Origin of the sequence: Cryobacterium ruanii, from assembly GCF_004404055.1 — a bacterium.
GTDB classification, from domain to species: domain Bacteria; phylum Actinomycetota; class Actinomycetes; order Actinomycetales; family Microbacteriaceae; genus Cryobacterium; species Cryobacterium ruanii.
On record NZ_SOHK01000004.1, the window covers coordinates 117,760 to 141,941 of the forward strand.

General features: G+C 63.8%; 23 protein-coding genes. 5 read left to right on the plus strand and 18 right to left on the minus strand.

From position 1 onward, the window contains the following. Positions 1-168 precede the first annotated feature (168 nt). Both E3T47_RS01310 and E3T47_RS01315 read left to right on the plus strand, forming a co-directional pair. The gene (locus E3T47_RS01310; protein ID WP_134553839.1) at positions 169-1,266 is read left to right on the plus strand and encodes an ABC transporter ATP-binding protein; all 1,098 of its coding nucleotides are present in this window, start codon (positions 169-171) and stop codon (positions 1,264-1,266) included. 147 nt (positions 1,267-1,413) lie between these two features. Then, positions 1,414-2,724 (plus strand): DUF4032 domain-containing protein, encoded by a 1,311-nt coding sequence (locus E3T47_RS01315; protein WP_134553840.1) that lies wholly within the window; start codon positions 1,414-1,416, stop codon positions 2,722-2,724. Positions 2,725-2,791: 67 nt separating this feature from the next. Here E3T47_RS01315 and rlmB read toward each other — a convergent pair whose 3' ends face one another. Together rlmB and cysS are read right to left on the minus strand one after the other, a co-directional pair. Beyond that, entirely contained in the window at positions 2,792-3,943 is a 1,152-nt protein-coding gene (gene rlmB, locus E3T47_RS01320) for a 23S rRNA (guanosine(2251)-2'-O)-methyltransferase RlmB (RefSeq protein WP_134553841.1), read from the minus strand. Further along, positions 3,943-5,358, minus strand: coding sequence for a cysteine--tRNA ligase (gene cysS, locus E3T47_RS01325; protein WP_134553842.1), 1,416 nt, complete (start codon positions 5,356-5,358; stop codon positions 3,943-3,945). Before cysS ends, rlmB begins: the two co-directional genes overlap by 1 nt. A 123-nt stretch (positions 5,359-5,481) precedes the next feature. Here cysS and E3T47_RS01330 point away from each other — a divergent pair, with 123 nt between their 5' ends. Beyond that, the gene (locus E3T47_RS01330) at positions 5,482-6,432 is read left to right on the plus strand and encodes a sugar-binding transcriptional regulator (RefSeq protein WP_134553843.1); all 951 of its coding nucleotides are present in this window, start codon (positions 5,482-5,484) and stop codon (positions 6,430-6,432) included. Between the two features lie 293 nt (positions 6,433-6,725). Here E3T47_RS01330 and ptsP read toward each other — a convergent pair whose 3' ends face one another. From ptsP to E3T47_RS01390, 12 genes are all read right to left on the minus strand, one after another. Continuing rightward, entirely contained in the window at positions 6,726-8,387 is a 1,662-nt protein-coding gene (ptsP, locus tag E3T47_RS01335) for a phosphoenolpyruvate--protein phosphotransferase (RefSeq protein WP_134553844.1), read from the minus strand. A gap of 102 nt (positions 8,388-8,489) precedes the next feature. Continuing rightward, positions 8,490-9,812, minus strand: a complete 1,323-nt coding sequence (locus E3T47_RS01340; protein WP_134553845.1) for an NAD(P)H-dependent oxidoreductase — start codon at positions 9,810-9,812, stop codon at positions 8,490-8,492. 141 nt (positions 9,813-9,953) lie between these two features. Then, positions 9,954-10,388, minus strand: a complete 435-nt coding sequence (locus E3T47_RS01345; RefSeq protein ID WP_134553846.1) for a transcriptional regulator GutM — start codon at positions 10,386-10,388, stop codon at positions 9,954-9,956. Continuing rightward, positions 10,389-10,775 (minus strand): PTS glucitol/sorbitol transporter subunit IIA, encoded by a 387-nt coding sequence (locus tag E3T47_RS01350; RefSeq protein ID WP_241981842.1) that lies wholly within the window; start codon positions 10,773-10,775, stop codon positions 10,389-10,391. A gap of 53 nt (positions 10,776-10,828) precedes the next feature. After that, complete coding sequence (srlE, locus tag E3T47_RS01355) at positions 10,829-11,866, minus strand: PTS glucitol/sorbitol transporter subunit IIB (protein WP_134553847.1); 1,038 nt, start codon at positions 11,864-11,866, stop codon at positions 10,829-10,831. A 2-nt stretch (positions 11,867-11,868) separates the two neighbouring features. After that, positions 11,869-12,567: a PTS glucitol/sorbitol transporter subunit IIC gene (srlA, locus tag E3T47_RS01360; RefSeq protein ID WP_241981843.1), complete on the minus strand. Its 699-nt coding sequence runs from the start codon at positions 12,565-12,567 to the stop codon at positions 11,869-11,871. Positions 12,568-12,750: 183 nt separating this feature from the next. Next, the gene (locus tag E3T47_RS01365; RefSeq protein ID WP_134553848.1) at positions 12,751-13,008 is read right to left on the minus strand and encodes an HPr family phosphocarrier protein; all 258 of its coding nucleotides are present in this window, start codon (positions 13,006-13,008) and stop codon (positions 12,751-12,753) included. Positions 13,009-13,081: 73 nt separating this feature from the next. Continuing rightward, entirely contained in the window at positions 13,082-14,434 is a 1,353-nt protein-coding gene (locus E3T47_RS01370) for a dihydrolipoamide acetyltransferase family protein (protein ID WP_134553849.1), read from the minus strand. Between the two features lies 1 nt (position 14,435). Then, on the minus strand, positions 14,436-15,455 hold the full coding sequence (locus E3T47_RS01375) for an alpha-ketoacid dehydrogenase subunit beta (protein WP_134553850.1): 1,020 nt from the start codon (positions 15,453-15,455) through the stop codon (positions 14,436-14,438). Between the two features lie 5 nt (positions 15,456-15,460). Continuing rightward, on the minus strand, positions 15,461-16,432 hold the full coding sequence (locus tag E3T47_RS01380) for a thiamine pyrophosphate-dependent dehydrogenase E1 component subunit alpha (RefSeq protein ID WP_134553851.1): 972 nt from the start codon (positions 16,430-16,432) through the stop codon (positions 15,461-15,463). A gap of 183 nt (positions 16,433-16,615) precedes the next feature. Next, a complete protein-coding gene (ispD, locus tag E3T47_RS01385; RefSeq protein WP_134553852.1) occupies positions 16,616-17,818 on the minus strand; it encodes a 2-C-methyl-D-erythritol 4-phosphate cytidylyltransferase in 1,203 nt (400 codons plus the stop codon). Positions 17,819-17,964: 146 nt separating this feature from the next. Then, complete coding sequence (locus E3T47_RS01390; protein WP_134553898.1) at positions 17,965-18,447, minus strand: CarD family transcriptional regulator; 483 nt, start codon at positions 18,445-18,447, stop codon at positions 17,965-17,967. A gap of 178 nt (positions 18,448-18,625) precedes the next feature. Between E3T47_RS01390 and E3T47_RS01395 the strand changes: the two genes are divergently transcribed. Continuing rightward, the gene (locus E3T47_RS01395; RefSeq protein WP_134553853.1) at positions 18,626-19,141 is read left to right on the plus strand and encodes a hypothetical protein; all 516 of its coding nucleotides are present in this window, start codon (positions 18,626-18,628) and stop codon (positions 19,139-19,141) included. Positions 19,142-19,197: 56 nt separating this feature from the next. Here the strand turns inward: E3T47_RS01395 and E3T47_RS01400 are convergent, their stop codons facing one another. Beyond that, positions 19,198-19,881 carry a response regulator transcription factor gene (locus tag E3T47_RS01400; RefSeq protein WP_134553854.1) on the minus strand — a complete coding sequence of 228 codons (684 nt, stop codon included), beginning with the start codon at positions 19,879-19,881 and terminating at the stop codon, positions 19,198-19,200. After that, complete coding sequence (locus E3T47_RS01405) at positions 19,878-21,068, minus strand: sensor histidine kinase (protein WP_134553855.1); 1,191 nt, start codon at positions 21,066-21,068, stop codon at positions 19,878-19,880. Before E3T47_RS01405 ends, E3T47_RS01400 begins: the two co-directional genes overlap by 4 nt. 178 nt (positions 21,069-21,246) lie before the next feature. Between E3T47_RS01405 and phoU the strand changes: the two genes are divergently transcribed. Further along, positions 21,247-21,903: a phosphate signaling complex protein PhoU gene (gene phoU / locus E3T47_RS01410; RefSeq protein ID WP_134553856.1), complete on the plus strand. Its 657-nt coding sequence runs from the start codon at positions 21,247-21,249 to the stop codon at positions 21,901-21,903. Between the two features lie 205 nt (positions 21,904-22,108). Here the strand turns inward: phoU and E3T47_RS01415 are convergent, their stop codons facing one another. Then, complete coding sequence (locus tag E3T47_RS01415) at positions 22,109-22,861, minus strand: phosphoglyceromutase (protein WP_134553857.1); 753 nt, start codon at positions 22,859-22,861, stop codon at positions 22,109-22,111. A 25-nt stretch (positions 22,862-22,886) separates the two neighbouring features. After that, complete coding sequence (ygfZ, locus tag E3T47_RS01420) at positions 22,887-24,095, minus strand: CAF17-like 4Fe-4S cluster assembly/insertion protein YgfZ (protein WP_134553858.1); 1,209 nt, start codon at positions 24,093-24,095, stop codon at positions 22,887-22,889. Positions 24,096-24,182: the final 87 nt, after the last annotated feature.

Below are 24,182 nucleotides of genomic sequence, written 5' to 3' on the forward strand. Positions count from 1 at the left end.
TTTTGGAATAGTAGGTCCCCTGACTGGGAAACGACCAAACGGGCGCAGACCCGCGCCGGGGCATCCGTAGTGTAATAATGGTAAGGTCTCGCGCTTCGGCGCCCGACGCACAAATCCTATTCACAACGGATCGTCCGGCACGTTCCTGCCGGTGAAGGAGAAATAATCATGGCTTCAGTGACCTTTGACAAAGCGACCCGGCTGTACCCGGGTTCCACTCGACCGGCTGTTGACCAGCTCGACCTGCAGGTCGCCGATGGCGAATTCCTGGTTTTGGTCGGCCCGTCCGGCTGCGGAAAGTCCACCTCCCTGCGCATGCTCGCCGGGCTTGAAGAGGTCAACGACGGCAATATTTTCATCGGTGAGCGTAATGTGACGGATGTTCCGCCGAAAGACCGCGACATCGCCATGGTCTTTCAGAACTACGCGCTGTACCCGCACATGACCGTCGCCGAGAACATGGGTTTCGCGCTCAAGATCGCCGGCATCAACAAGGACGAGCGCGCCGCGCGCGTGCTCGAAGCCGCCAAGCTGCTCGACCTGGAGCCGTACCTCAGCCGCAAGCCGAAGGCGCTCTCCGGTGGCCAGCGTCAGCGCGTGGCTATGGGCCGCGCCATCGTGCGCCAGCCCCAGGTGTTCCTGATGGACGAGCCGCTGTCGAACCTCGACGCGAAGCTGCGCGTGCAGACGCGTACGCAGATCGCGTCGCTGCAGCGTCGACTCGGCGTCACGACCGTCTATGTGACCCACGACCAGACCGAGGCGCTCACCATGGGTGACCGGATTGCGGTCCTGAAGGACGGCATCCTGCAGCAGGTCGGTTCGCCCCGCGATCTCTACGCGAAACCGCAAAACGTCTTCGTGGCCGGCTTCATCGGCAGCCCCGCGATGAACCTGTTCCTCGCTGACACCGTCGACGGCGGCATCAAGTTCGGCACCGCGACCGTTCCCGTGCAGCGCGAAACCCTCGCCAGCTCCACCGGCAAGAAGGTCACCGTGGGCATTCGCCCGGAGGACATCCAGATGTCGTCCATCGCGGGTGATGGCCTGCAGATCGAAGTCGACCTGGTCGAGGAACTCGGCGCCGACGGCTACCTCTACGGTCACTCCACGATCGAAGGCAAGCGCACCGATATCGTCGCTCGCGTCGACGGCCGCTCGCACCCGAACGCCGGCGAGACGGTGTACCTCACGGCCACACCGAACCACCTGCACGTGTTCGACGCCGAAACCGGCCTGCGCCTCGGCGGCGCCGTCACCGACTAGTCCACTTTCTGACCGGTGTTTTTTGAACGGCTGGTCGTGACCGGCTGGTCGTGACCGGCTGGTCGTGAACTACTGGTCGGTTTTTTTGGAACGGCCGGAGGGAGTTCGCTCCCTTCGGCCGTTTTTTTCGTAAGTTAGGGTCAAAACATGAGCGGTTCCCTCAATATCACCTCGGCTACGGCCGATCCTGCCCTGCTCGATCTGCCGTGGCAGCTGCCCCTCGACGCCTGGCCGAATGAGAACATCGCCTCACTACCCAAGGGCATCTCGCGCCACCTCGTGCGGTTCGCGCATTTGAGTGGACGGGTGGTCGCCATCAAGGAGACCACGAGCGAGATGGCCAAGCGCGAATACGACATGCTGCGTACCCTCGCCAACCTCGAGATTCCCTGCGTCGAACCGGTCGCCGTCATCACCAACAGAACGGATGCCGCGGAAGAGCCGCTCAATTCGGTTCTAGTCACGCGTCACCTCAAGTTTTCCCTCCCCTACCGGGCACTGTATTCGCACGCCCTGCGCCCGGATACCGCGACCCGACTGGTCGACGCCCTCGCCGTGCTCCTGGTGCGGCTGCACATGATCGGGTTCTTCTGGGGTGACGTGTCACTGTCGAATACCCTGTTCCGGCGCGATGCCGGGGCGTTCGCCGCCTACCTCGTTGATGCTGAGACCGGGCAGTTGTACTCTGGCGGGCTCTCGAACGGCCAGCGTGAGAACGACCTCGAAATTGCCCGGGTGAACATTGCCGGCGAGCTTATGGACCTCGAGGCCGGCGGCCGTGTCGCCGACGAACTCGACCCGATTCGGGTGAGCAACGGGATCGTCGCCGCGTACCGGCTGCTCTGGAAGGAGCTCACCGGTTCGGAGTCGTTCTCGAATTCCGAACGGTGGCGCATCGCCCAGCGGGTGCAACGCCTCAACGACCTCGGCTTCGACATCGAGGAGCTTGCGATCAAGACCGACAGTACCGGTTCGAGTGTGCGCATCCAGCCGAAGGTCGTCGACGCCGGGCATCACCAACGCCGGCTGCTGCGCCTGACCGGGCTGGACGCCGAAGAGAACCAGGCCCGCCGCCTGCTGAACGACCTCGACTCGTATCGGGCTGCCTATGGGGATCCGGGCGCCGATGAGGAGATGGTGGCGCACGAGTGGCTGGTGAGGGTGTTCGAGCCGGTCGTGCGAGCCATCCCCGAGGAGCTGCGTGGCAAACTCGAGCGTGCTCAGGTATTTCACCAACTGCTCGATCACCGCTGGTATATGGCACAGAACCAGTCGCGGGACATTCCGCTAGCCGAGGCCGTGACCTCGTACGTGCAGGACGTACTGAGGCACCGACGCGACGAGGCGACCGTGATCGACCCCCTCACCGGCTCGATCACGCTGCCGATTCGGGTACAGCTCGGGGAAGACACGTCGGCGGACCCCGACGATGCCGACGACTGGATGCTCAAGGTCTAGCAGGCGCCCGTTCGGACGAGTGCGGCTGGCGCACCGGCCGCACTCGTCCGAACGGGCAACAGTCGTCTTAGAGCTTGGCGGCCTTCGCTGCCTTGATCTGGGCTCGAAGACGGGCCACTTCGTACAGGGTGACTCCGGCGGCGATTCCGGCATTGAGCGACTCGGTCGCGGCGCTGATGGGAATCGAGACGATCGCGTCGCAGGTCTCGGTGACGAGGCGGGACAGACCCTTGCCCTCGCTGCCGACGACGATCACGATGGGCCGCTCGGCGAAGCCGGTGCCGAGGTCGGGCAGCGATACGTCGCCGTCGCCGTCGAGACCGAGCACGAACACGCCCTGCGCCTTGAGCGCCTTCAGGGTCTGGGTGAGGTTGCTCGCCATCGCGACGGGCGTGCGCGCTGCCGCGCCAGCACTGGTCTTCCAGGCTGAAGCCGTGACGCCGACCGAGCGGCGCTGCGGCACGATGATTCCGTGACCGCCGAACGCAGCGGTCGAGCGGATGATCGCACCCAGGTTGCGCGGGTCGGTGATGCCGTCGAGGGCCACGAACAACGGCTTATGGCCGCGGCTGATGGTGAGCTCGAGCAGCTCCATCGGGTGCGCGTACTCGTAGGCGGGAACCTTGAGCGCCAGACCCTGGTGTACCGCGTCGCGACCGGCGAGACGGTCCAGTTCGGGGCGCATGACCTCGAGAATGGGGATGTTGCGGCTCGTCGCCATCAGCAACACCTCTTTGACCCGCTCATCCATTTCGATGCGCGCGGCGATGTAGAGCGTCAGCGCGGGAATCTTCGCACGCAGCGCCTCGAGCACCGAGTTGCGGCCGGTGACGATCTCGTGCTCGTCGATCTGCTTCGCACGACGCGTCGAGGATCCGCCGCCGCCGCTGTTTCCGGTGCCGCGCTGGGGTGCCTGCGAGGCGCCGCGGGTGCCACCACGAGGCGTTCCGCCGCGGGCTGCCCCGGCCGGGCCGCCGCGGGACGAACCGCGGTTGGCGGAAGCATCCGCTGCTGGACGCGAGTTGAAACCGCCCGCCGCGGTGAACCGCTCGGCGGCCGCCTTGCGCTTACCGGCGGGGTGATACGGACGGTCTTCGGCCTTGGGGGTGGGCTTCTTGCCCTCGAGCGCCTGGCGGCCCTGGCCGCCGGAGCCGACCTGCGCTCCGCGGCTGCCCTTACGCACCGCTCCGGTGCGCGATTTGCGGTCTAGATTTTTCATCAGTCAAAGCTCCAATGGGCACCCGACGGGGTGTCTTCGATGGTGATTCCGGCGGCGACGAGTTCGTCCCGGATTCGGTCGGCAGCCGCATAGTCGCGGTTTTCCCTGGCGAGGTTGCGGTCGCCGAGCAGTCGCTCGACCAACGCACTCAGGGCCACCATGGCCGGTTCGTCTGTTGCCACGGCCCAGCCGGGCGACAAAGGGTTTATTCCCAGCACTTCGCTCATCGCGAGCACTTCACTGCGAGCGGATGCCGCAGCGTGCAGGTCTTCGGCATCCAGCGCGGCGTTGCCGGCGCGCACGGTGTCGTGGAGCACACCCAGCGCCTGCGGAACGGCGAGGTCGTCATCCATGGCAGTCGCGAAATCCTCGGGCACGACCTCGACGCCGCTCCCGGCGAACCGGGTGCCAGCCAGCCGGCGATCGGCCCGGTCGAGAAAGCTTTCGACGCGCTCGAGGGCCGCTTCGGCCTCGGCGAGCGATCCGTCGCTGTAGTCGATGGTGGAGCGATAATGGGCGGCGCCCAGAAAATAGCGCACGACGATGGCGCGAGCCTGGTCGAGCAGCTCGGCCGCGAACACCGAGTTGCCGAGCGACTTGGACATCTTCTGCCCGTTCACGTTGACCAGACCGTTGTGCACCCAGTAGTTCGCGAAGTCGCTGCCGGCCGCAGTCGACTGCGCCAGCTCATTCTCGTGGTGCGGAAAGCGCAGGTCGAGGCCGCCGCCGTGAATGTCGAAGTGGTCGCCGAGGTACCGGGCGGCCATGGCCGAGCATTCGATGTGCCAGCCCGGTCGGCCCTGGCCCCACGGCGAGGTCCACGCGGCCGAGGCGGGTTCGTCGGCCTTGTAACCCTTCCACAGGGCGAAGTCGCGCGTGTCGCGTTTGGCGCGGGGCGAGGCATCAGTCGCGGCCTCCATATTGGCGGGCGACTGGTGGGTGAGCGCGCCGTAGGCTGGCCAGCTCGCGCTGTCGAAGTAGACGTCGCCGGATGCGTCGGGGGCAGCGTAGGCGTGGCCGCGTTCGATCAAGGTGGCGATGATGGCCTGCATCTCGGAGATGCTCGCCGTGGCGCGCGGCTCGTAGGTCGGCGCGAGAATGCCGAGGCGCTGGTAGCCGGCGGTGAACTCCAGCTCAAAGCGGTAGGCGAGGGCCCACCACTGCTCGCTCGAGCCCTTGGCGTTGATCAGGATCTTGTCGTCGATGTCGGTGACATTGCGTACGAACGTGACGTTCAGGCCGCGGTAGCTGAGCCAGCGGCGCAGCTGGTCGTAGACCAGGGCGCTGCGCAGGTGTCCGATGTGCGGGCTGGACTGCACGGTGGGCCCACACACGTACATCGAGACCCGGCCCGCTTCGAGGGGGACGAAGTCACGCAAGGCCTGGGCCTTCGAATCGTACAGTTGCATGGTCACGCCTCCCAGTTTAGGTCAGGGGTCTGACCCGGCCCGGCGGGCGCGGGACCCGGGCATGGACTCATGCTGATACAATTTGAGTCTACGTCACGCCAGCGGGCGATCTGACCCAGGGAGCCACCAATGCCCAGCCCACGCGAGCAGGAAATGTTTGTTCGCGCGGCGACTCTGTACTACATCGAGGGCAAGTCCCAAGCCGAAGTTGCCACCGAACTGGGCATTTCTCGTTCCAACGTGTCGAGGGTTCTCACGAGCGCCCGCGCCAATGGGATTGTCGATATCCGAATCAACGCTCCGTTTCGGCGAGATTCGAAGCTGGAACGCGACCTGATCGAAAAATACGGACTCCAGGAAGCACGTGTCGCGCCAAGCGGAGCACCAGAAATGCAGCTAGCACGTGTGGGCGAATTGGGCGCTCAGTGGCTCATGGATCACCTCCCCCTCGAAGGATCGATCGCGGTGTCCTGGGGGTCGGCTGTTCAGGCAGTGGTGGAGGAAACCGCGCGCGATCCCACACACTCCACCCTCGAAATTCTTCCACTGGTTGGCGGACTGTCGATCGTGGATGCGGCCCGAGACGGGAATGTTCTCGTTCGAGCACTCGCGATCAAGTTGGGCGCCCGCCATCGGCGCTTGTACGCGCCGGCCGTGGTTGAATCCACGACAGCCCGCACGGCGTTCCTCACCGAAACGTCGATTCGAACGGTGTTGGAAGCAGCCAGCGAAGCCCAGGTGGCCATTGTCGGCATCGGCAGCGTTGGCGAGGGCGCATCCTCCGCAATCATCGATTCAATGTCGCTGTCAGCCACCGAACTTGCCCAGTTCCGTGATTCCGGTGCCGTGGGTGACTGCTGCACACGTTATTTCGACGGCAGCGGCCGGCCCGTTGATTCGTCCGTCAATGACCACGTTATTGCGATCGACCTCGCGAGTCTGCGCAAGATTCCCAAGGTGGTCGGCGTCGCTGCCGGCGTACAGAAAGCGGCGGGAACCCATGGAGCACTCAAGGGCAAGCTACTGCACTCGCTGGTGGTCGATTCCGCTTTGGCCACAGCGCTTCTCGCTCTGGACTAAGCACTCGCTTCCTGGGCGAGCAGGTCGCCGAAGACGGAAATCAGATTGTTCAGGCCGGCGGCGTGCTCGAGGCGGTCGGACTTGTCGGGTCACTGATCTAATGTGCCGGCTCAGCAGAGCAATCGGCTAGCCGGGATTCTTCACCAAAGCCATGGCAACGACCCGGGCACCGACCGGCTTAGCCGCGCCTCCCGGCGGCAGTAGCTGCCGGGAACGGCGTTTAGGCACGACTCGTTCACGGCACGAAGAGGCGGCTCTTTGAACTCCCCCTTTCTCCGTGCCGCTATTGCGTGCTAGAGCGAGTTCGCTACGAAGTCCCGAGCTAAGGCGCGTGCTTCGGCCGCACTGGAAGCTCCGAGAACACGGGCGGCGAGTTGCGCGGCTTCGACACGCGTGTATCGCAGAAGTTCGGCCCGAACATCCGCCAGGGCTGCCGCGGTCATCGAGAGCGACGTCGCACCGAGGCCGACCAGCACAACGGACAAGAGGGGGTCGCTGGCAGCTTCACCACAGACACCGATCGGCCTGCCAGCGCCCGTACCAGCGTCGCCGATGAGCTTGACCAATCGCAGCACGGCAGGGTGCCAGGGGTCCTGATACGACGCGACGGAGCCCAGCATGCGGTCGGCAGCCATCGTGTACTGCGTGAGATCGTTCGTTCCAATGCTCACGAAGTCACAGGCGAGTACTACCTGATCGGCCATCAGCGCGAGGGAAGGAATCTCGGCCATCACTCCGGCCACACGAACGCCCAGCTTTCGGGCGAGCTCAACAAAATATCTGGTCTCCGCCAGATCCGTGACCATCGGCGCCATCACCCAGAGTTCGGCGCTGGTAGCGCGCTCGGCACCAGCGAGGGCGGTGAGTTGATCGCGCAGCACTTCTTCATTGGCCCGCAGCGCCCGGAGCCCGCGAAGGCCCAGGGCCGGATTCTCCTCCCGGCCCCCGTGCAGAAACTTCAACGGCTTATCGGCACCGGCGTCGAGGCATCGCACGACCACTTTCTGCCCCGGAAAGGCCGCCAAGACGGACGTGTAGTGCGCCTGCTGCTCGGCAACCGTAGGCGCGGTCTGGGAGTCCAAGAAGAGGAATTCCGTGCGAAACAGCCCAACTCCCTCGGCCCCTAAGCGCACGGCCTGGGCGCAGTCCGCGCTGGATCCCAGATTGGCCAGCAATGGCAACAACTCTCCATCGCGCAGCGCACCGGGGGCAAGCTCGATGTGTTGTTCTGCGGCAAGTGCCCCTATTCGAGCCTCCGCAGCGGCAAGCTCCACGCTCCCCGGGCCAACCGTGATCCGGCCGGTTGCAGCATCGACGATGATTGTGGTGCCCTCCAGTAGCTCATCCGCGCCGTCGACGCCAACGACGGCCGGAAGGGAGAGAGAGCGCGCCAGAATCGCTGTGTGCGAGGTCGGTCCACCGTCACTCGTGACGAGCGCAAGCACCAGGAGCGGGTCCAAAAGCACCGTGTCGGCCGGGGCCAGATCCCGCGCCACGAGAATATACGGCGTCTGCGATTTCGGCAGGCCCGGTGCGGGTACCCCCCGCAACACAGCGATGATCCGCTGCGCGACGTCGTGCAGGTCGGCGGCTCGTTCAGCCAGGTATCCGCCCAGCTCCGTGAGACGGGCGGCAAATTCAGTAAAAGCTTCAAAGACCGCGCGTTCTCCGGTACTGCCAGCGTCGATCCGCGCGTTCACCTCATCGACGAGCGCCGGGTCCTGCGCCATCATCGACTGTGCTTCCAACACGTCCTGCGCTACACCGCTCGCTGCTTCACCGCGCTGGAGCAAATCGGCCGAGACCGTGGCGAGCGCACTGCCGACCAGGCGCTGTTCGGCCCGGGCATCAGTAGTGCGAAGAGCCAGCTCCGGTTCCGACAGGGCGGCCGGCATGCGTAACACCGGGCCGAGCGCCATGGTCCGACCGACGCCAATACCGCACAGTTCCTTCACGGAAGTACTCCTCTTGTTCAACGTTCAACCATCTCGTTAACCCGCAAAGCCGGACATCACAGCTCATTGGGGAACGGTGATGTCCGGCGATCTAGCCGGTCGCTATTTGATCAGCGACAGCAGCTGGGTATCTTCAAGGAGTCCATCGGTCAGCAGCGCATCCTGCAGCTTGCGCAGGATCACGATCGTCTTGGTCTCGTCGAGCGTGACGTCGTCGTAGGTGATCGGGGTGCCTTGCGCCACGTTGCGACGCAGCGTGGCAGCGGATGCAAGACCAATCGGCAGTTCGCGACCAGCGCGGGCCTCGACGGCAGAGACGGCATCACCATAAACGTGTTCGCCACCGATGCCATCAATCTTCTCGCCCACGACGAGGTCACGCTTGGCCATCGCCGACACGTCGGCGTTCCAGGCGGCCGGAGCGAGCGACGCCTGGCGATCGATGATGACCTCACCGATCGAGAGCACGGCCTCAACGCTCGCGAGGTGGTATGGGCGGTAGAAGGAGAAGTACGGGCCGTCGCCGAGCTTGAGGTAGCGAAGCTCTTCCCGCACGACGTCGTCATCAGCCTTGGCAACGACGAAGACACCGGGAGCGACGGGGCCGGTCGCGTAATCGACGACTCCATTCGCGGGAAGGATGCCGCCGTCGCTCTTAGGCTTGAAAATGTCGTGCAGGGTTGGAACGGTGGCCGGCGGTCCATTCATGGAACGCTTGCTCAGCTGCAGGTCGGCGGCATTCGCGAGGGCCGCCATCTCGATCATGGTCTTGGTGCCGTCCACGAAGCTGCACAGCATTCGCGGGTTCATGCCCTTGGCGGCCGCTTCCTCGACCAGCATGGCGGGAGTGGCTGCGCTGTTTAATGGATTGTTCTTGCCCTTGCCCGCACACACAACTTCGAGTCCGATGTCCTGCACGTATTCCACCAGCTTGAGGCATTCCACCGGCTCATCGCCGCGGCAAACCGTGTAGATATTTCCGGTCTGGGCGGCAATGCGCGCCAAGAGCAATCCGACAGTCACGTCAGCCTCGACGGTCATCAGTGCAACGTCTTTGCCGGCCAGCAGGGAGGCCAACGCAACCTTCGCCGCGATCTCCGGAACACCAGAGCATTCGATGACGAGGTCGATCGGGAGCTTTGTGAGGGCCAGTGCGTCGTTTACGACGACGTGGCGACCCGCCTCGATCGCCTGGCTCAACACTGAAACATCGCTGTCCTGAACGACGTCGTCGATACCAGCGTTGTGCAGGGCGGCGATCGCTTTCTCGACCGCGACGTCAGCGACGGCGGTGATGTCCACGCCCTTCTGGCGTGCGATCTGTGCGATGAAACCCGATCCCATCTGACCGGCACCGACCAGACCAACCCGGACCGGGCGACCGAGTTTCGCTTCTCGTTCAAGCAGTTTGCGTGTGTAGCCCATCAGATCCTCCAGTAATAATTGAATTTCATGCATGTATGTGCTCGAAATTCTCACTTATGTGAACACATTAATGCGTGAGCGTGGTCCCAACGACGCCGGCGAATCGCCCGCTGCGGCGAAAGAATGCGGCGCGAACCGGGCTTAGGCGGGTTCGGTGCGCGCCGGTCCCGAACGACTCGGCGCCCGATTGCCGGCCCCCTTGCGGCGCACGATCTCGGCCTGTTCCAGGCAGCCCTGAACGGCCTTCTTCACGCTCTTGCCCGTGGCACGTTCAACGACCGTGACGGAGGACCCCAGAAGTTCCGCCCGTACGCGAAACTTGGCCAGCACACTTCGGCCAACCATGGCCTCGGCAGCCAGCACTTCTCGTGCGCTCGTATCGATAACGAGGACGACGACTGCACCGCGGAGGATACCCTTGCTGCGGCCGGAAACGAGAACGTGGGTGCTATTGCCGGCGAACTGCTGCGCCAGTCGCCGGGTCACTCCGGTATAGGCGCGCTGCTGAAAGTAGCTAAACAGGCCGCTCAACAGCAGCGCGCCCAATAGAAACAGAGCGAATCTTCCGGTGTCCACTTAGGCACCCACAATCAGTTCGATCGTGGCGCCCGGTTGCGGAAGGCCCAAATTGCCCTGCGCGTGCAGAGCACCGGGAAGGAGGTTCGTTCCGAGCTCGGGGTTGCAGTAGACCACGATGTGGCCCAGCTGCCGCAGGTTGTCTCCTGCGCGTTCCCCAACCGCAGTGACGGTGACTTGAGCATCGCCGACCCGCAACACGTCTCCCGGCTGGGGATCGCGCTGCGGGTCATGCGCGATGGACTTGTGCACGATGCTCACTTCGGCCAGTTCCGCCGGACACGGTTCCCCGAAGAAGATGACTACACCGCCCTCGACCATTTCAATAGCGTCTTCGCCAATCGAGACGACCTCGCTGTGAAAGTACTGCTCCATGGGAATGCTCACTATCTATCCGGTGGTGACGAAGGCTGGAGTGCCGCGATTGGACTTGCGAAGGACTACAGCAGGAAGCTGACCAACCAGGCGATGATGACCGCGATCGGTGAGGTGATCAGGCGGGAGAACAAGACCGCAGGAACACCGACGGCAATTGTCTCTGGCTTGGCCTCGCCGAGGGCCAGGCCGACCGGCACGAAGTCACACCCGACCTGTCCGTTGATGGCGAAGAGCGTCGGCAGGGCATAGGCAATCGGCAGAGCACCCGTGGCGATCTGAGTACCCATGAGCACACCGACGACCTGCGCGATTGCCGCTCCCGGCCCAAGGATGGGCGACAGAAAGGGCAGCGCGGTGATCACACCGAGCAGAATCAGACCCCATGGGCTGGACGTAAGCGGAGTCACAGCATTGGCGATCCAGGTGGAGATTCCGGTGAACGTGACGAACCCGATGAGCAGGCTCACGTAAGCCATGAACGGAAGGATTGTCTGGAGGGTTAATTGAATGGCCTGGCGACCCGACGACAACAGGGTGTTGATGATGTTTCCCACGATGGCACCGAAGCCCGCCGCCGCGGCGGAAAACGCCCCGACGACACCCTTCCTGCCGCCGCGTTGCGGCTGCACCCGGATTCGCTCCTGGGGAACGACGGTTGGGCGCGAGCTGCTGACATGAGCACTGGCCGGTGCTTCTGCCACGGGAGCGGCCGCCAGCGCACCGTCGATTATGGCAACGTTGCTCACTCCGACGGCCGAGACGAAAAGGTCTTCGGTGATGTATTTAGCCAGCGGGCCCGAAGGCTCACCGGGGAACACATCAACGGTTAGGAGCTTCTTCTTTGGGTAGACGCCGATTCTGGCCGTGCCTCCGCAGTTAATGACGACGACCGCAACTCGAGCGTCGTCCATCCCCGTCGTGAATCCATCAACCGCTTCTGCTCCGGAAAGTTCAGCGATTCGAGCGGCGACGGGATGAATGCCTCCCCCGGTGACCGACAGCACAACGTTTCGCTCGTTGGTGGGACTGACCAGAAGTCCGGCACCCCATCCGCCGTTGCCAGCGCTGACAAATACATCATTGTATTGAGTTTTCAACATGGTTAAGCCATCCCATCGATGGGCGCAAGAGTGGTCTTTTTGGAGGAACGTGACGCGGCGGATGCCGCGGCAAAGGCCCGGTCATAGTTGTCGAAGACCTCGGTGAGCCCCTCGCGCTGAATGAGCATCTTGGTGATCCGCTCCGTAACCACGCCGCGAATGAAGATCACCACAATCCCGGTGACGAAGTAGAGCAGTGCCAGTTGCGCGTAGGAGCCCGGGCTGACCTTGAGGACTCCAGCGGCGACACCCGTCCAGACAAAAATCTCGCCGGCGTTAGCGTGCGGAAAGAAGGCCGTTACGGGGTGCACGAACGACACGGCCGAATCGTAGAACGCCGGCTTCTGACGTTCCGGAAGATACATTCCGAAGGAGTAGCACATGGGGTTGGTCAACACGATGACGGCGATCACGGGCATGACCGTGTAGCGGGTGATTGCCCATCGGGCCGACCACTGCACGGCACGTGTCATTCGTGCTTCACCGATCCAGGTCGTGACTGCGTACATCAGCGTCAACAGCACGATCAGGGTGGGAAGGATTCCGGTGACGAGCCCCATGAAGGCAGCGCCCGAAGCATTAAACAACCCGATGAACTGCTCGGCGCCCCACGTGAATGCCATCAGAACGGGGTTGTCGCCTGATGGAACGGGAGGTGCCGGGTCGACCACGCTGGCGACCAGGTCCAAGATACCGATCATTGTTCTACCTCTCTAAGCCGCAACAGGGTTGTCGGCATTGGATGAATTGCCGACTCCTGAGACCAGGAAAGTGTCATCATCGACTGTGTTCTTTTAGATCATAATCACATATGTGATGTTTTACTACACTTTTGTTTGGAAAGTAGGCGGAGCATGCCACGGCGGCGGAGCCACCCGTGACGCTTAGTCCGAACGCCCGAGCAACTCCACCAGCTCGTCGAGGATCGCGTCGGCTCCGTCGCCGCTCGCCTCGATCGACACTTCTTCGCCGCACATGACGCCCAGAGAGATCACACCGAGAATGCTTGCGGCGTTGGCGGACTTGTCCCCCCTGGTGACCGTCACGGCGACGCCACTACGGTTGACGGCTTTTGTGAAAAGCGAGGCAGGGCGCGCGTGCAGACCGTGTTCGGAGGCCACGCGTACAGTTCGTTGAGTCATTTTCCATCCATTGGCTTGGTCTCCGAGCGGAGAAAGGTACGACGCCTCCGATTGGAGAAAGGTACCGGGTTGTTCAAGAAACGATGCCATCCAGCAAGCGTTGTGGAGTGGAAACTATTTCCTTGAGACTAGCGAGAAAACGAGCGGCGTCTCCACCATCGGCGACTCGATGGTCGACTGTGATTCCCACGATGCAGGTCAGACGGGCACCAAAAGCGCCGTCGGTGATGACTATCCGATCCTTCACTGCTCCCGCCGAGAGGGCCGTCGCCTGCGGCGGTGTCAGCAGGGCATTGAACGAGTCCACGCCAAGCCCTCCGAGGTTGGAGAACACGCTCGTACCGCCGGTGAGCCGCGATGGGTCGGTCTTACCGTCCCGGGCCGCGACGATGACCTCGTTGATCTCTCGCACCAGCTCCGCAAGTGGGACTGCGTCCGGATTTCTCAGGACGGGCGCCAGGAGGCCGTTCGGCGCATCTATGGCGAGGGCAATCCCGATGTCGTCCTTGGGCACGGCACCGTCGGTCGTCCACGTGGCATTGAGCTGCGGCAGCCCGCGGAGGGCGAGTGCCTGCGCGCGCACCAAAAGAGCGGTCCAACTGGCCCCGCCGAGTTCGGTCTTGCGCACACGCGCCAATTTCGACAGGTCCAGTTCGAGAAAGGCGGTGAACTGGGGTACCAGTGCCGAAGCCGTCATAACCCGGGCGACCTGCAGCCGGGTGCGACGGCGGCGGCCGGCGGCCGCATCGATCGATGGGGCATCGGCTGCCGGTGCCACAACCGCCTCTGGTACTGGTGCGGGTGCGGGTGCGGGTGCCACAATATGCGCTGGAACGGCGCGCGCGATCGGCGCACCAGTGGTTCCGAAAATTGCACCCTCGACATCCGCTACCCGGATCGTTCCCCACGGCCCGGTTGGCATGATCGTGCGCAGCTCGAGGCCGTGTTCGCGCGCGATGACGCGGGCGAGCGGAACAGCAGGCATCCACTCTGCGGTGGCAGCGGATGCCGCGGTTACGACGGGGGCGGGCGTGGCTGCGAGCGTCGCAGCGACGGGAGTGCTGGCCGGTACCGCGAGAATGGCAGCCGCCTCCGGCGCAACTATGGCCGACTTGATCGGGCGGACGGGCTCGACGTATGCCTCCGGCACCGGCTCGTCGAAGACTCCACCGAGCAGGTCATCGGCGTCAGTGGTGATCATGCCGATGGCGACACCCACCTTGATCACATCATTTTCAAAGGCCATGATCCGGGCGAGCGTACCGTCGAAGGGCGACTCGACCTCCATATCGACCTTATCGGTGGCCACCTCGCAAATTGCCTCGCCGGCCTTCACGAAGTCGCCCTCGTTCTTCAGCCAGGCGACCATGGTGCCTTCCTCCATGGTCATGGACATCTTCGGCATGGTCAGTGGCAGGTCAACCATCTTACCACTCCCGAACAAGATCGGTGGCAGCGCGCACGATGTCTTCGACCTGTGGCACGGCAGCGCGTTCGAGCTTCGGTGCATAGGGGATGGGGATATCGAGGCCGGCTAGGCGCTTAATCGGGGCACGCAGGTGGGTGAAGGCATCGGACTCGGCGATGATCGCCGAGATTTCCGACATGAACCCGAGGGTGCGCACGGCTTCCTGCACGAGCAGTACTCGACCGGTGGCCTTGACCGTGCGCAGAATGGTGTCGGTGTCCAGCGGCTTGAGCGTGCGCGGGTCGACGACCATGGCGCTGATGCCAATCTTGGCCAGCTCCTCGGCCGCCTCCATCGACCGGCTGACCTCGATGCCGGTGGCGATGATGGTGAGGTCGGTTCCTTGTCGGCGCACTGCGGCGACTCCGAGGGGAATTCGGGCGTTCCCGACGCTGACGTCGCCGGTGGTCTTGTAGAGGAGCTTGTGCTCTAGGAACATCACCGGATTCGGGTCGTCGATGGCAGCCAGCAACAGCCCCTTGGCATCATCCGCCGTAGCCGGCATGACCACCTTGAGTCCAGGAACGTGCACGAACCAGGCCTCCAGGCTCTGCGAGTGCTGGGCAGCCGCACCGGTACCGGATCCGCCGGGTGCGCGGATCACCATGGGAACGTTGACGGCACCGCCGAGCATGAAGTGGATTTTCGCGGCCTGATTGGCAATCTGATCCATCGCCTGTGCCGTGAAGTCGGAGAACTGAATCTCAACGATCGGACGCATACCCGTCATGGCGGCACCGACACCGAGGCCGACGATGCCCAGCTCACTGATAGTCGTGTCACGGATTCGGTCAGCACCGACCGTATGCATCAGCTCGCCGGTCACGCCGAAGGCGCCACCATAGGTTCCGACATCCTCACCCATGAGGAAGACAGCCGGGTCGGCGGCCATGGCGAGAGCGAGAGCTTCACGAATTGCTTCGGCGTAGGTCATGACCGTAGTCTCGACGGCGGCAAGGGTTGATTGTGTGGGCGTCATGGCCATTACCTCGCGTAAACGGCGGAGAGCAGGTCATCCGCGGTGGCATCGGGAGCAGCATTCGCGCGCTGTACAGCGGTGCGCAGCTCGGTTCGAACGTTGGTGCGGATTGCTTCGAGGTCGTCGTCGGTGAGCGTGCCGGCCGCACGGACGATGTCCTCGAACTTGGGGATCGGGTCCCGCAAGCGCCATTCTTCGATCTCTTCTCGCGTGCGGTAGAGATTCTTGTCGGACTTCGAGTGCCCCCTCCAGCGGTAGGTCTTGGCCTCGATGAAGGTTGGACCGCCCCCATCCCTGGCCCGGTCGACGGCCTCCTGGGTCGCTTCGTAGACTGCCTGGATGTCGTTGCCATCGACGGTTACTCCGGGAATTCCGTAGCCCTTGGCGCGATCGGACAGCTTCTCAAGGTTGAAGGCCGCAGCGGCCGGCATCGACATACCGTACATGTTGTTCTCACACAGAAAGACCACGGGGAGTTGCCACATGGCCGCGAGGATGACGCCTTCGTGCCAGGCTCCCTCGCCCATGGCGCCGTCTCCATGGAACGACACTGCAACCTGCTTGGTTCCGCGCATTTTGGCGGATAACGCTGCTCCCGCAGCGATCGGTATGCCTCCGGCGACGATGCCGTTGGCCCCCAGGTTTCCCGTAGCGGTATCCGCGATGTGCATCGAACCGCCACGACCACGGCAGTAACCTGTTTCCTTCGCGAGGAGCTCGGCCATCATGCGCTCCATGTCGGCGCCCTTGGCAATGCAGTGACCGTGTCCGCGGTGGGTCGAGGTGATGTAGTCGTCGATGTTCAAAGCCAGGCAGGCGGCCGTCGGCACTGCTTCCTGCCCGATGGAGAGGTGCATGGTTCCGTGCATGAGTCCACGACCATAGAGATCTTCTACTGCTTCTTCGAAACGACGGATCTTCCACATTGTGCGCAGTACGGACACAGATAATTCAGGATCAACGGCGATCTGTTTCATGATGCGCGCCCTTCCGGAGCGGTAAGTAGGAATCTTGGTTTACCCAAGAGCACCCACAGCTGTGGCTCCGTAAATGAGGGACGCGCACCTTTGTGAGTAGCATATTCACGTTTGTGCCAAGTATGCACGTATGTTCAGAGGCGCGCAAGTCGTGAAAAGCTATCGGGGTGGCCGGCCCGACGATTACACGGCGATGGCCGGTTCCGCCGCTGTGCGAGCATGCAAGAGCACCGTCGCGATGGCGGCCATACCCTCGCCTCGTCCGGTAAAACCCAGGGAATCGGTCGTCGTCGCCGAAATGCTGACGGTCGCGTTGAGAAGGTGACTGAGGAGCCATTCGGATTCGAGACGACGCGGTGCGAATTTCGGTCTGTTCCCCACCAGCTGCACGGAGACGTTGCCGACAACAAACCCAACGTCCTTGACGAGGGCCAGCGTTTCACGAAGGAATACTTCACCCCGCGCACCAGCCAGCCGCGGCTCCGTCGTGCCGAAAACACTTCCCATGTCGCCGAGTCGCACTGCGGACAGCATGGCATCACAGATGGCATGGCAGACGACATCGCCGTCACTATGCCCTTTTAGTCCCGCTACTCCGGGCCAGAACAGTCCCCCCAACCACATGGGGGTGCCATCGTCGTACGCATGAGCATCCGTCCCGGTTCCCACGCGAATCCCCGCGGCAGCGGATCCACTGAAAAGCTGTTCAGCGCGGCGCAACTCCCAGGCGGTTGTGATCTTGAACGCGAGCGAGTCGCCGGCGATGACCGACACAGCGTAGCCCGCAGCAGCGACCAGAGCAGAGTCATCGGTGAATTCGCCGTCGGCCAGCGCGTGGGCGCGGACCAACTCGTCGCGCGGAAACCCCTGCGGAGTCTGAACGGCGGTGAGCTCTGATCGATCCACGGTTTCGACGACGAGGCCGGACTCATCAATGCGCTTGATTGTGTCGGCCACCGGAAGGCCGGGCACCACAGCTGCCTTCGTGCGTTGCACCTCTGCGGCGATGGAGTCGAACAGCACGCTCGGGGTCAGCGGCCGGGCCGCGTCATGAACCAGAACGATCTCGACCGATGGCGCCAATTCCAGCAGTGCCGCAGCGACCGATTGTTGCCGCGTTGAACCGCCGACAACGACGGTGACCGAGTCGCCGACGTTACCCGGAACGGCCCGTGCCAGCTCGATGGCCATAGGTACGAACGACTGCGGAACGGTCACGATGATCTGCGGCGATTCCCGCATTCCGAAAACGGCCTCAAGGGCGTGACTGAGGGTGGGGCGCCCCGCCAGGTGCACGAACGCTTTGGGCTCTGCGCGTCCGAGGCGCGTACCGTTTCCGGCCCCCAAAACGATTACGGCGATTTGGGGAAGTTTTGGTTGACTCATAGGTTATAGGGATCTCCGAGAAACCAAAGCATCGGGTGGTTGCTGTGCAGTTTCATGCCTTGCAGAGGTTACTTCATTCACATCCGAATCGCACCGTCGCAGGCAAGTTGACAGTCTGAAGCGACGTCGGCAGCGCGACCCATCAGTTAAGAAGCAAGAACCTCGTCGAGAACGGTGGAAGCCTTCTCTTCATCGGTCTTTTCGGCCAGGGCCAACTCGCTGATGAGAATCTGGCGGGCCTTGGCCAACATGCGTTTCTCACCGGCGGACAGGCCGCGGTCCTGGTCGCGACGCCACAGGTCGCGCACGACCTCTGACACCTTGATCACATCACCGCTGGCCAGTTTTTCAAGATTGGCCTTATACCGGCGAGACCAATTGGTGGGCTCTTCGGTGAACGGTGCGCGCAGCACTTCGAAGACCCGATCAAGGCCTTCCCTGCCGATCACATCGCGCACGCCGACAAGGTCGACGTTCTCAGCGGGAACCTCAATAGTGAGATCGCCCTGAGTGACGTTCAGCTTGAGGTACAGCTTCTCCTCACCTTTGATGATGCGGGTTTTCACCTCGGTGATCATCGCAGCGCCGTGGTGGGGATAAACAACGGTTTCGCCAACCTCAAACAGCATGAACGTCATCCCTTCAGCGAGCTCTAGGTTACCACAGCTTAGAGGTGCTACAGTACGCGCGCCCCCGCGAGGCAGGCTGTCGACATTCGCGTGCGCAAACACGCCGCTAAGCTAAGAACAGAGCGAATTTCTGCAGCGACGGCTCACCGTCGAACGCTGCTTCAGTAGTGGAGGTTTTGTGAGAGCGCGCATCGCTGCATCCGTTGTATTGACGGCTGGCATTCTGTTGGGCACGAGCGCATGCGGGTTCTTCGCATCGCCGGCCACCTCGATCGCCTATGACGCCAGCGACGGCGTCAGTGGCGAAGTGGGCGAGCTGCACATTCGCAACGGCATCCTGTTCTCTACCGATGGTCAACTGGCCAGCCTGGTCGTCACCGTCGTGAACCCGACAGACACGCTCACGAGCGTGCTCGTGCAGTACGAGTCCAGCACCGGCAAGGTCTCACAGAGCGTGCCCGTCGAGGCGAACACGACCGTGACGTTCGGCACGGCCGGCGCCCCGTCGGTCATTCTTGAGAACATGGACAGCCAGCCCGGCTCGCTATTCCCGGTGTTCTTCCAGTATGGCGAGGAGACAGGGACCGAGCTGTTGCTGCCCGTACTGACCGGCTTCCAGGCCGAATACGACGGATTGCTGCCCACGCTCGCGCCGACCGAGACGCCGACGCCGTCGGCCACACCCGCCGCGTAACCCGCCAAGAAACGAATCAGGCCGCCATCCCCTCGGGGACGGCGGCCTAATTTTTTCTATGCTTCGAAGCGGTAGCCGAGGCCGCGCACGGTGACGAGCATGACCGGCTCGGAGGGGGCAGCTTCGATGCGGGAGCGGATGCGTTTGATGTGCACGTCGAGCGTTTTGGTGTCACCGAAGTAGTCGGTGCCCCAGACCCGGTCGATGAGCTGGCCGCGGGTGAGCACCCGCCCGGCGTTGCGCAGCAGAAACTCGAGCAGTTCGAACTCTTTCAAGGGCATGTTCACGAGCTCGCCGGAGACCGTCACGGCGTGCCGCTCCACATCCATGCGTACCGTGCCGGCCGACAGCATGCTGTCGACGTCGGACGCACTCTGATCCTCGTGACGGCGCAACACCGCGCGAATGCGGGCGACGAGTTCGCGGGTTGAATACGGCTTGGTGACGTAGTCATCAGCGCCGAGTTCAAGCCCGACGACGATGTCGATCTCGGAATCCTTCGCGGTGAGCATGATGATGGGCACGGTCGAGCGGGTGCGGATCTCCCGACACACCTCGGTGCCCGGAATGCCGGGCAGCATGAGATCGAGCAGCATCAGGTCGGTGCCATTCTGGTCGAATTCGTTGATCGCGCTCGGCCCGTCTTCGGCCACGACAACCTCGTAGCCCTCACGTTCAAGTAGAAAGCTCAACGGCTCGCTCAAAGCGCTCTCATCTTCAACCAAGAGGATGCGTGTCATAGTGTGTCTCCTGCAGCCGCACGAGCGACCGGTCGCGGTTTGTTCGGGCGGGGTTCGATGATGGGCTCAGCCGCCTCGGGAAGGCGGATGGTGAAGGTGGATCCGCTGCCAGGCTGCGACCAGACGCGAATGTCACCGCCGTGGTTCTGCACGACGTGTTTGACGATGGACAGGCCGAGGCCGGTACCCCCGGTGTGCCGGGACCTGGCCTGGTCGACGCGGAAGAACCGCTCGAAGACACGGTCGAGATCGGCTTCCGCGATGCCGACGCCCTGGTCGGTCACGGTGATCTCCACGATGCCTTTCTGCAGGCGCACACCGACGCCGACCCGCGACCCTTCGAGGGAATAGTTCACCGCATTGGCGACGAGGTTGTGCACGGCGACGGTGAGCAGGGCTTCGTCGCCGAAGACCCGGGCGCCGGACTTTTTGCCGATGACGATCGTGATGCGCTCAGCCTCGGCGACGACGCGGCTCTGGTCCACTGCGGCGGCGACGATGTCGTCGACGCTGAGATTCTCCGGTTCGGCCAGGGCGTCCTGCGCCTGCAGCCGGGACAGTTCGATGATCTCCTGGGTCATCCGGCCGAGCCTGGCCGACTCTGTCGTCAACCGGTTGGCGAAGCGGCGAACCTGCTCCGGCTCATCCGCTGCCTTGTCGAGGGCCTCAGCGAGGAGACCAACGGACGCGATGGGGGTTTTGAGCTCGTGGCTGATGTTGGCTACAAAGTCACGGCGCACCTCGTCGAGGCGGAAAGCTTCGGTTCGGTCTTCGGCCAGCAGCAGCACGTAGCGGGTGCCGAGCCGAGCCAGGCGCACCCGAAAGCGCATGCTCGCGTCGCCGAACGGGCCGCGGGACAGCACGAGGTCTTCACTGATCGGCTCACCGGTCTGCCGCACCTGCCGGGCGAGTTCGAGCAGTTCGGGATGCACGAGCTGCTGGTGCCAGACCAGGCCCAGGGTGAGTGCGCCGGGGCTGGTCTTGATGACGTTGTTCGACGGGTCGAGCACGACCCCGGCGGTCTCGAGGGCGTCGAGCACCTGGTCGATACCGTCGGGCACGGCCGGATTGACGACCTCGGAGGCGCGACGCCCGTGACGCTCGGCTACGTGCAGCAGCAGCACGAATCCGGCACCGACACCGAGTCCGAGTGCCAGTGACAGCAACACCAGCCACGTCGATTCCATCTCTACAGATTACTGACAGTATCTGCCCGTCGTTTGCACGGCTCCGCACCAGGCCCTGTACTTTGGTAAGTGTTCAAGTGGGCAGCACCTGCCGTTAACCTGAATTCGTCATCATAATCCGGGGCCACGCTGGCCTCACAGATCGTGCGTGTTTGCGCGGCAAGGAAGGATCACCCCCATGCGCGATGTTTTCCAACAAGAACTCGCCGAAGTTCAACAACGTATCGTCGAAATCTCGCGCCTCGTCGCGATCTCGATGGACAAGGCCACCCGCGCCTTCAACGACAGCGACGTGAGCCTCGCCGAAGAAGCCATCACCGAAGACGAGAAGATCGACGAATTGTCGGTGCAGCTCGACGAACTCGCCATCACCATCCTCGCCCGTCAACAGCCAGTGGCCCGCGACCTGCGCATCGTCGTCAGCGCGTTGCGCATCAGCGCCTCCCTCGAACGGATGGGTGACCTCGCCACCCACATCGCTCAGCTGGCCCGCTACCGTTTTCCCGATAAGGTCATTCCGCAGAGCCTGCGCGGCACGTTCGCCAAAATGGGCTCGCTCGACGTGGGCATCGCGAACATGCTCACCGAACTGTTGACCAACCAGAACATGAACCTCGCCGAGACCATTCGCAACGAGGACGACAAGGTCGACGCCCTGCACCTGAGCGTGTTCGACGCCGTACTCGGGGAGACCTGGAAGGGCCTCGCGGCCGACACCGTCGACGCGACCCTCGCCAGCCGCTACCACGAGCGTTTCGCCGACCACGCGGTCTCGATTGCCAAAAAGGTGCAGTACCTCGGCACCGGGGCCTGGCACCAAGACGACCACGCCTGATTTCTGGCATTTAGAAGGCCCCGGAGCAGCTACTCCGGGGCCTTCTTTTGTGGGCTTATTGCGGCGCCACGCGCACAACTCTTGCAATTTGCACCGGCACAATTCTTTAGCACCGGAATCACGCGGGACTTTCTACCGCGTCTGAGAATTTGCAGGAGTTATGCGCACAGACCGGCCCACTCGGCGCCTTAGCGCGGGTGGGCGGCTACTTCTTGTTGCCCTGGGCGGCTACCGCGGCCGCGCCGGCAGCCGCGGCCGCGGGGTCGAGGTACTGGCCGGGGCCGAGCGGCATGAGGTCTTCGCCGAGCCGGTAGACGAGCGGGATTCCGGTGGGAATGTTCAGCTCGGCGATGTCGGCGTCGCTGATGCCGTCGAGGTGCTTGACCAGGGCGCGCAGGGAGTTGCCGTGCGCCGTCACCAGGACGGTTTTCCCCGCGCGAAGGTCGGGCGCGATATCGGACTGCCAGTAGGGCAGCATGCGCTCGACGACGTCTTTGAGGCACTCGGTGCGCGGCAGGTCGGGGCCGAGGTCGGCGTAGCGCGGGTCGTGCGCCTGCGAGAACTCGCTCGAGTCGTCGAGCACGGGCGGCGGGGTGTCGTAGGAGCGGCGCCAGAGCATGAACTGTTCCTGGCCGAATTTTGCCTGGGTAGCCGCCTTGTCGAGGCCCTGCAGCCCGCCGTAGTGGCGTTCGTTGAGGCGCCAGGAGCGCTTCACCGGGATCCACGAGCGGCCGGCCTCTTCGAGCGCGAGGTTCGCAGTCTGGATGGCACGCGAGAGCAGGCTGGTGTGCAGCACGTCGGGCAGCAGGCCGGCATCCTTGAGCAGCACGCCGGCGCGGGCAGCTTCGGTGGCGCCCTGTTCGCTAAGGCGAACGTCTACCCAGCCGGTGAACAGGTTCTGCTGGTTCCAGGTGCTTTGGCCGTGACGGAGGAGGACGAGTGTATAAGGGGCAGACATGTGCCCACTCTATCGGGGGGCGGGGCTAGTGGCCCGGGGTGCGGATGCCCAGGCGCGGCAAACGGGGGATGTCGGCGACGGAGCCGGCCGACTGCGGCACGATGATCTCCTGGCTGGCCGAGATGGCGATGCCCTCGGACTGCACGTAGAGCGTCGACGCGGCCGGAATGGTGCGCTTGATGACCGCGAGCGCGATCGGGCCGAGCTCGTAATGTATGGCGCTCGACGTGATGGCGCCAACCGTGACGCGTTCGGCTTCCGATTCGGGCCGTGACCGGTCGGCCTGCACCGGGTCGCCGGGGGCGGGCAGCACGCCCTCCGACCCGTCGAGGTGCAGCATGACCAGGCGGCGCGGCGGGTGGCCGAGATTGTGCACCTTCGCCACGGTTTCCTGCCCGCGGTAGCAGCCCTTGTTGAGGTGCACGGCGGTGCGCAGCCAGTCCAGCTCGTGCGGGATGCTCTTCTCGTCGACCTCACGGGCCCGGCGCGGACGCCAGGCGGCGATGCGCAGGGCTTCGAGGGCGAGCAGACCGGCGGGGGTGACTTTCGCGTTCGAAGCGGATGCGGCGCCGCCGGCGGCGAGGGCTCCGGCAGCGAGGGCGTCGCGCAGGGTTGGCAGGCTGGCCCGGGGTACGAGGGTCTCGGTGTAGGTCCAGAGGATTCCGGGGTGCTCTGGGGTTTCCGCGTACTGGTAGCCACCGCGCGTGACTTCGGCCCAGGGGTCGAGCCAGGTGAGCGGAACGTCGTTCGGGGCGGCGGGGGCGAGGCCGACGGTGGCGGGGGCACCCGTCATGGCGCCGATTGTGGCGTATGCGAGGGTATGGTCGACGACCTGCACGCGGAGCATAAATTTCATGCGGTCGAGGAACGTGTGCAGGCCTGGCAGCTCGGCTGCTTCGACCAGGAGCCAGGTTTCGACGCCGTCGTCGAGCACGCGGATGGCGTATTCGAGGCGTCCGGTGGGGTCGAGCAGCAGCATCTCGGTGGAGGCGCCGGGTGTAAGGCTCTTAAGTTCTTGACTGGCGATGGAATTGAGCCAGGTGAGGCGGTCGGGACCGGAGACGGAGAGCACACCGCGGTGGGAGAGGTCGACGATGGAGCGGCCGGCGGCAAGGGAACGCTGCTCGATCATGGGGTTGCCGTAGTGGGCAGCGACGCCGGTGTCGATTCCGTCGGCCTGGACCGCGCCTTGCAGGTCGAGCAGCGGGGAGGTGGGCTGTGCCGGGTTAGTCATGTCGCTCAATTCTGCCGGCCGGGGGCGGGTCGGCGATCGTGCTTCGGGGCGTGGTTCATCGGTACCAACAGTACGGCCGCGGGATTT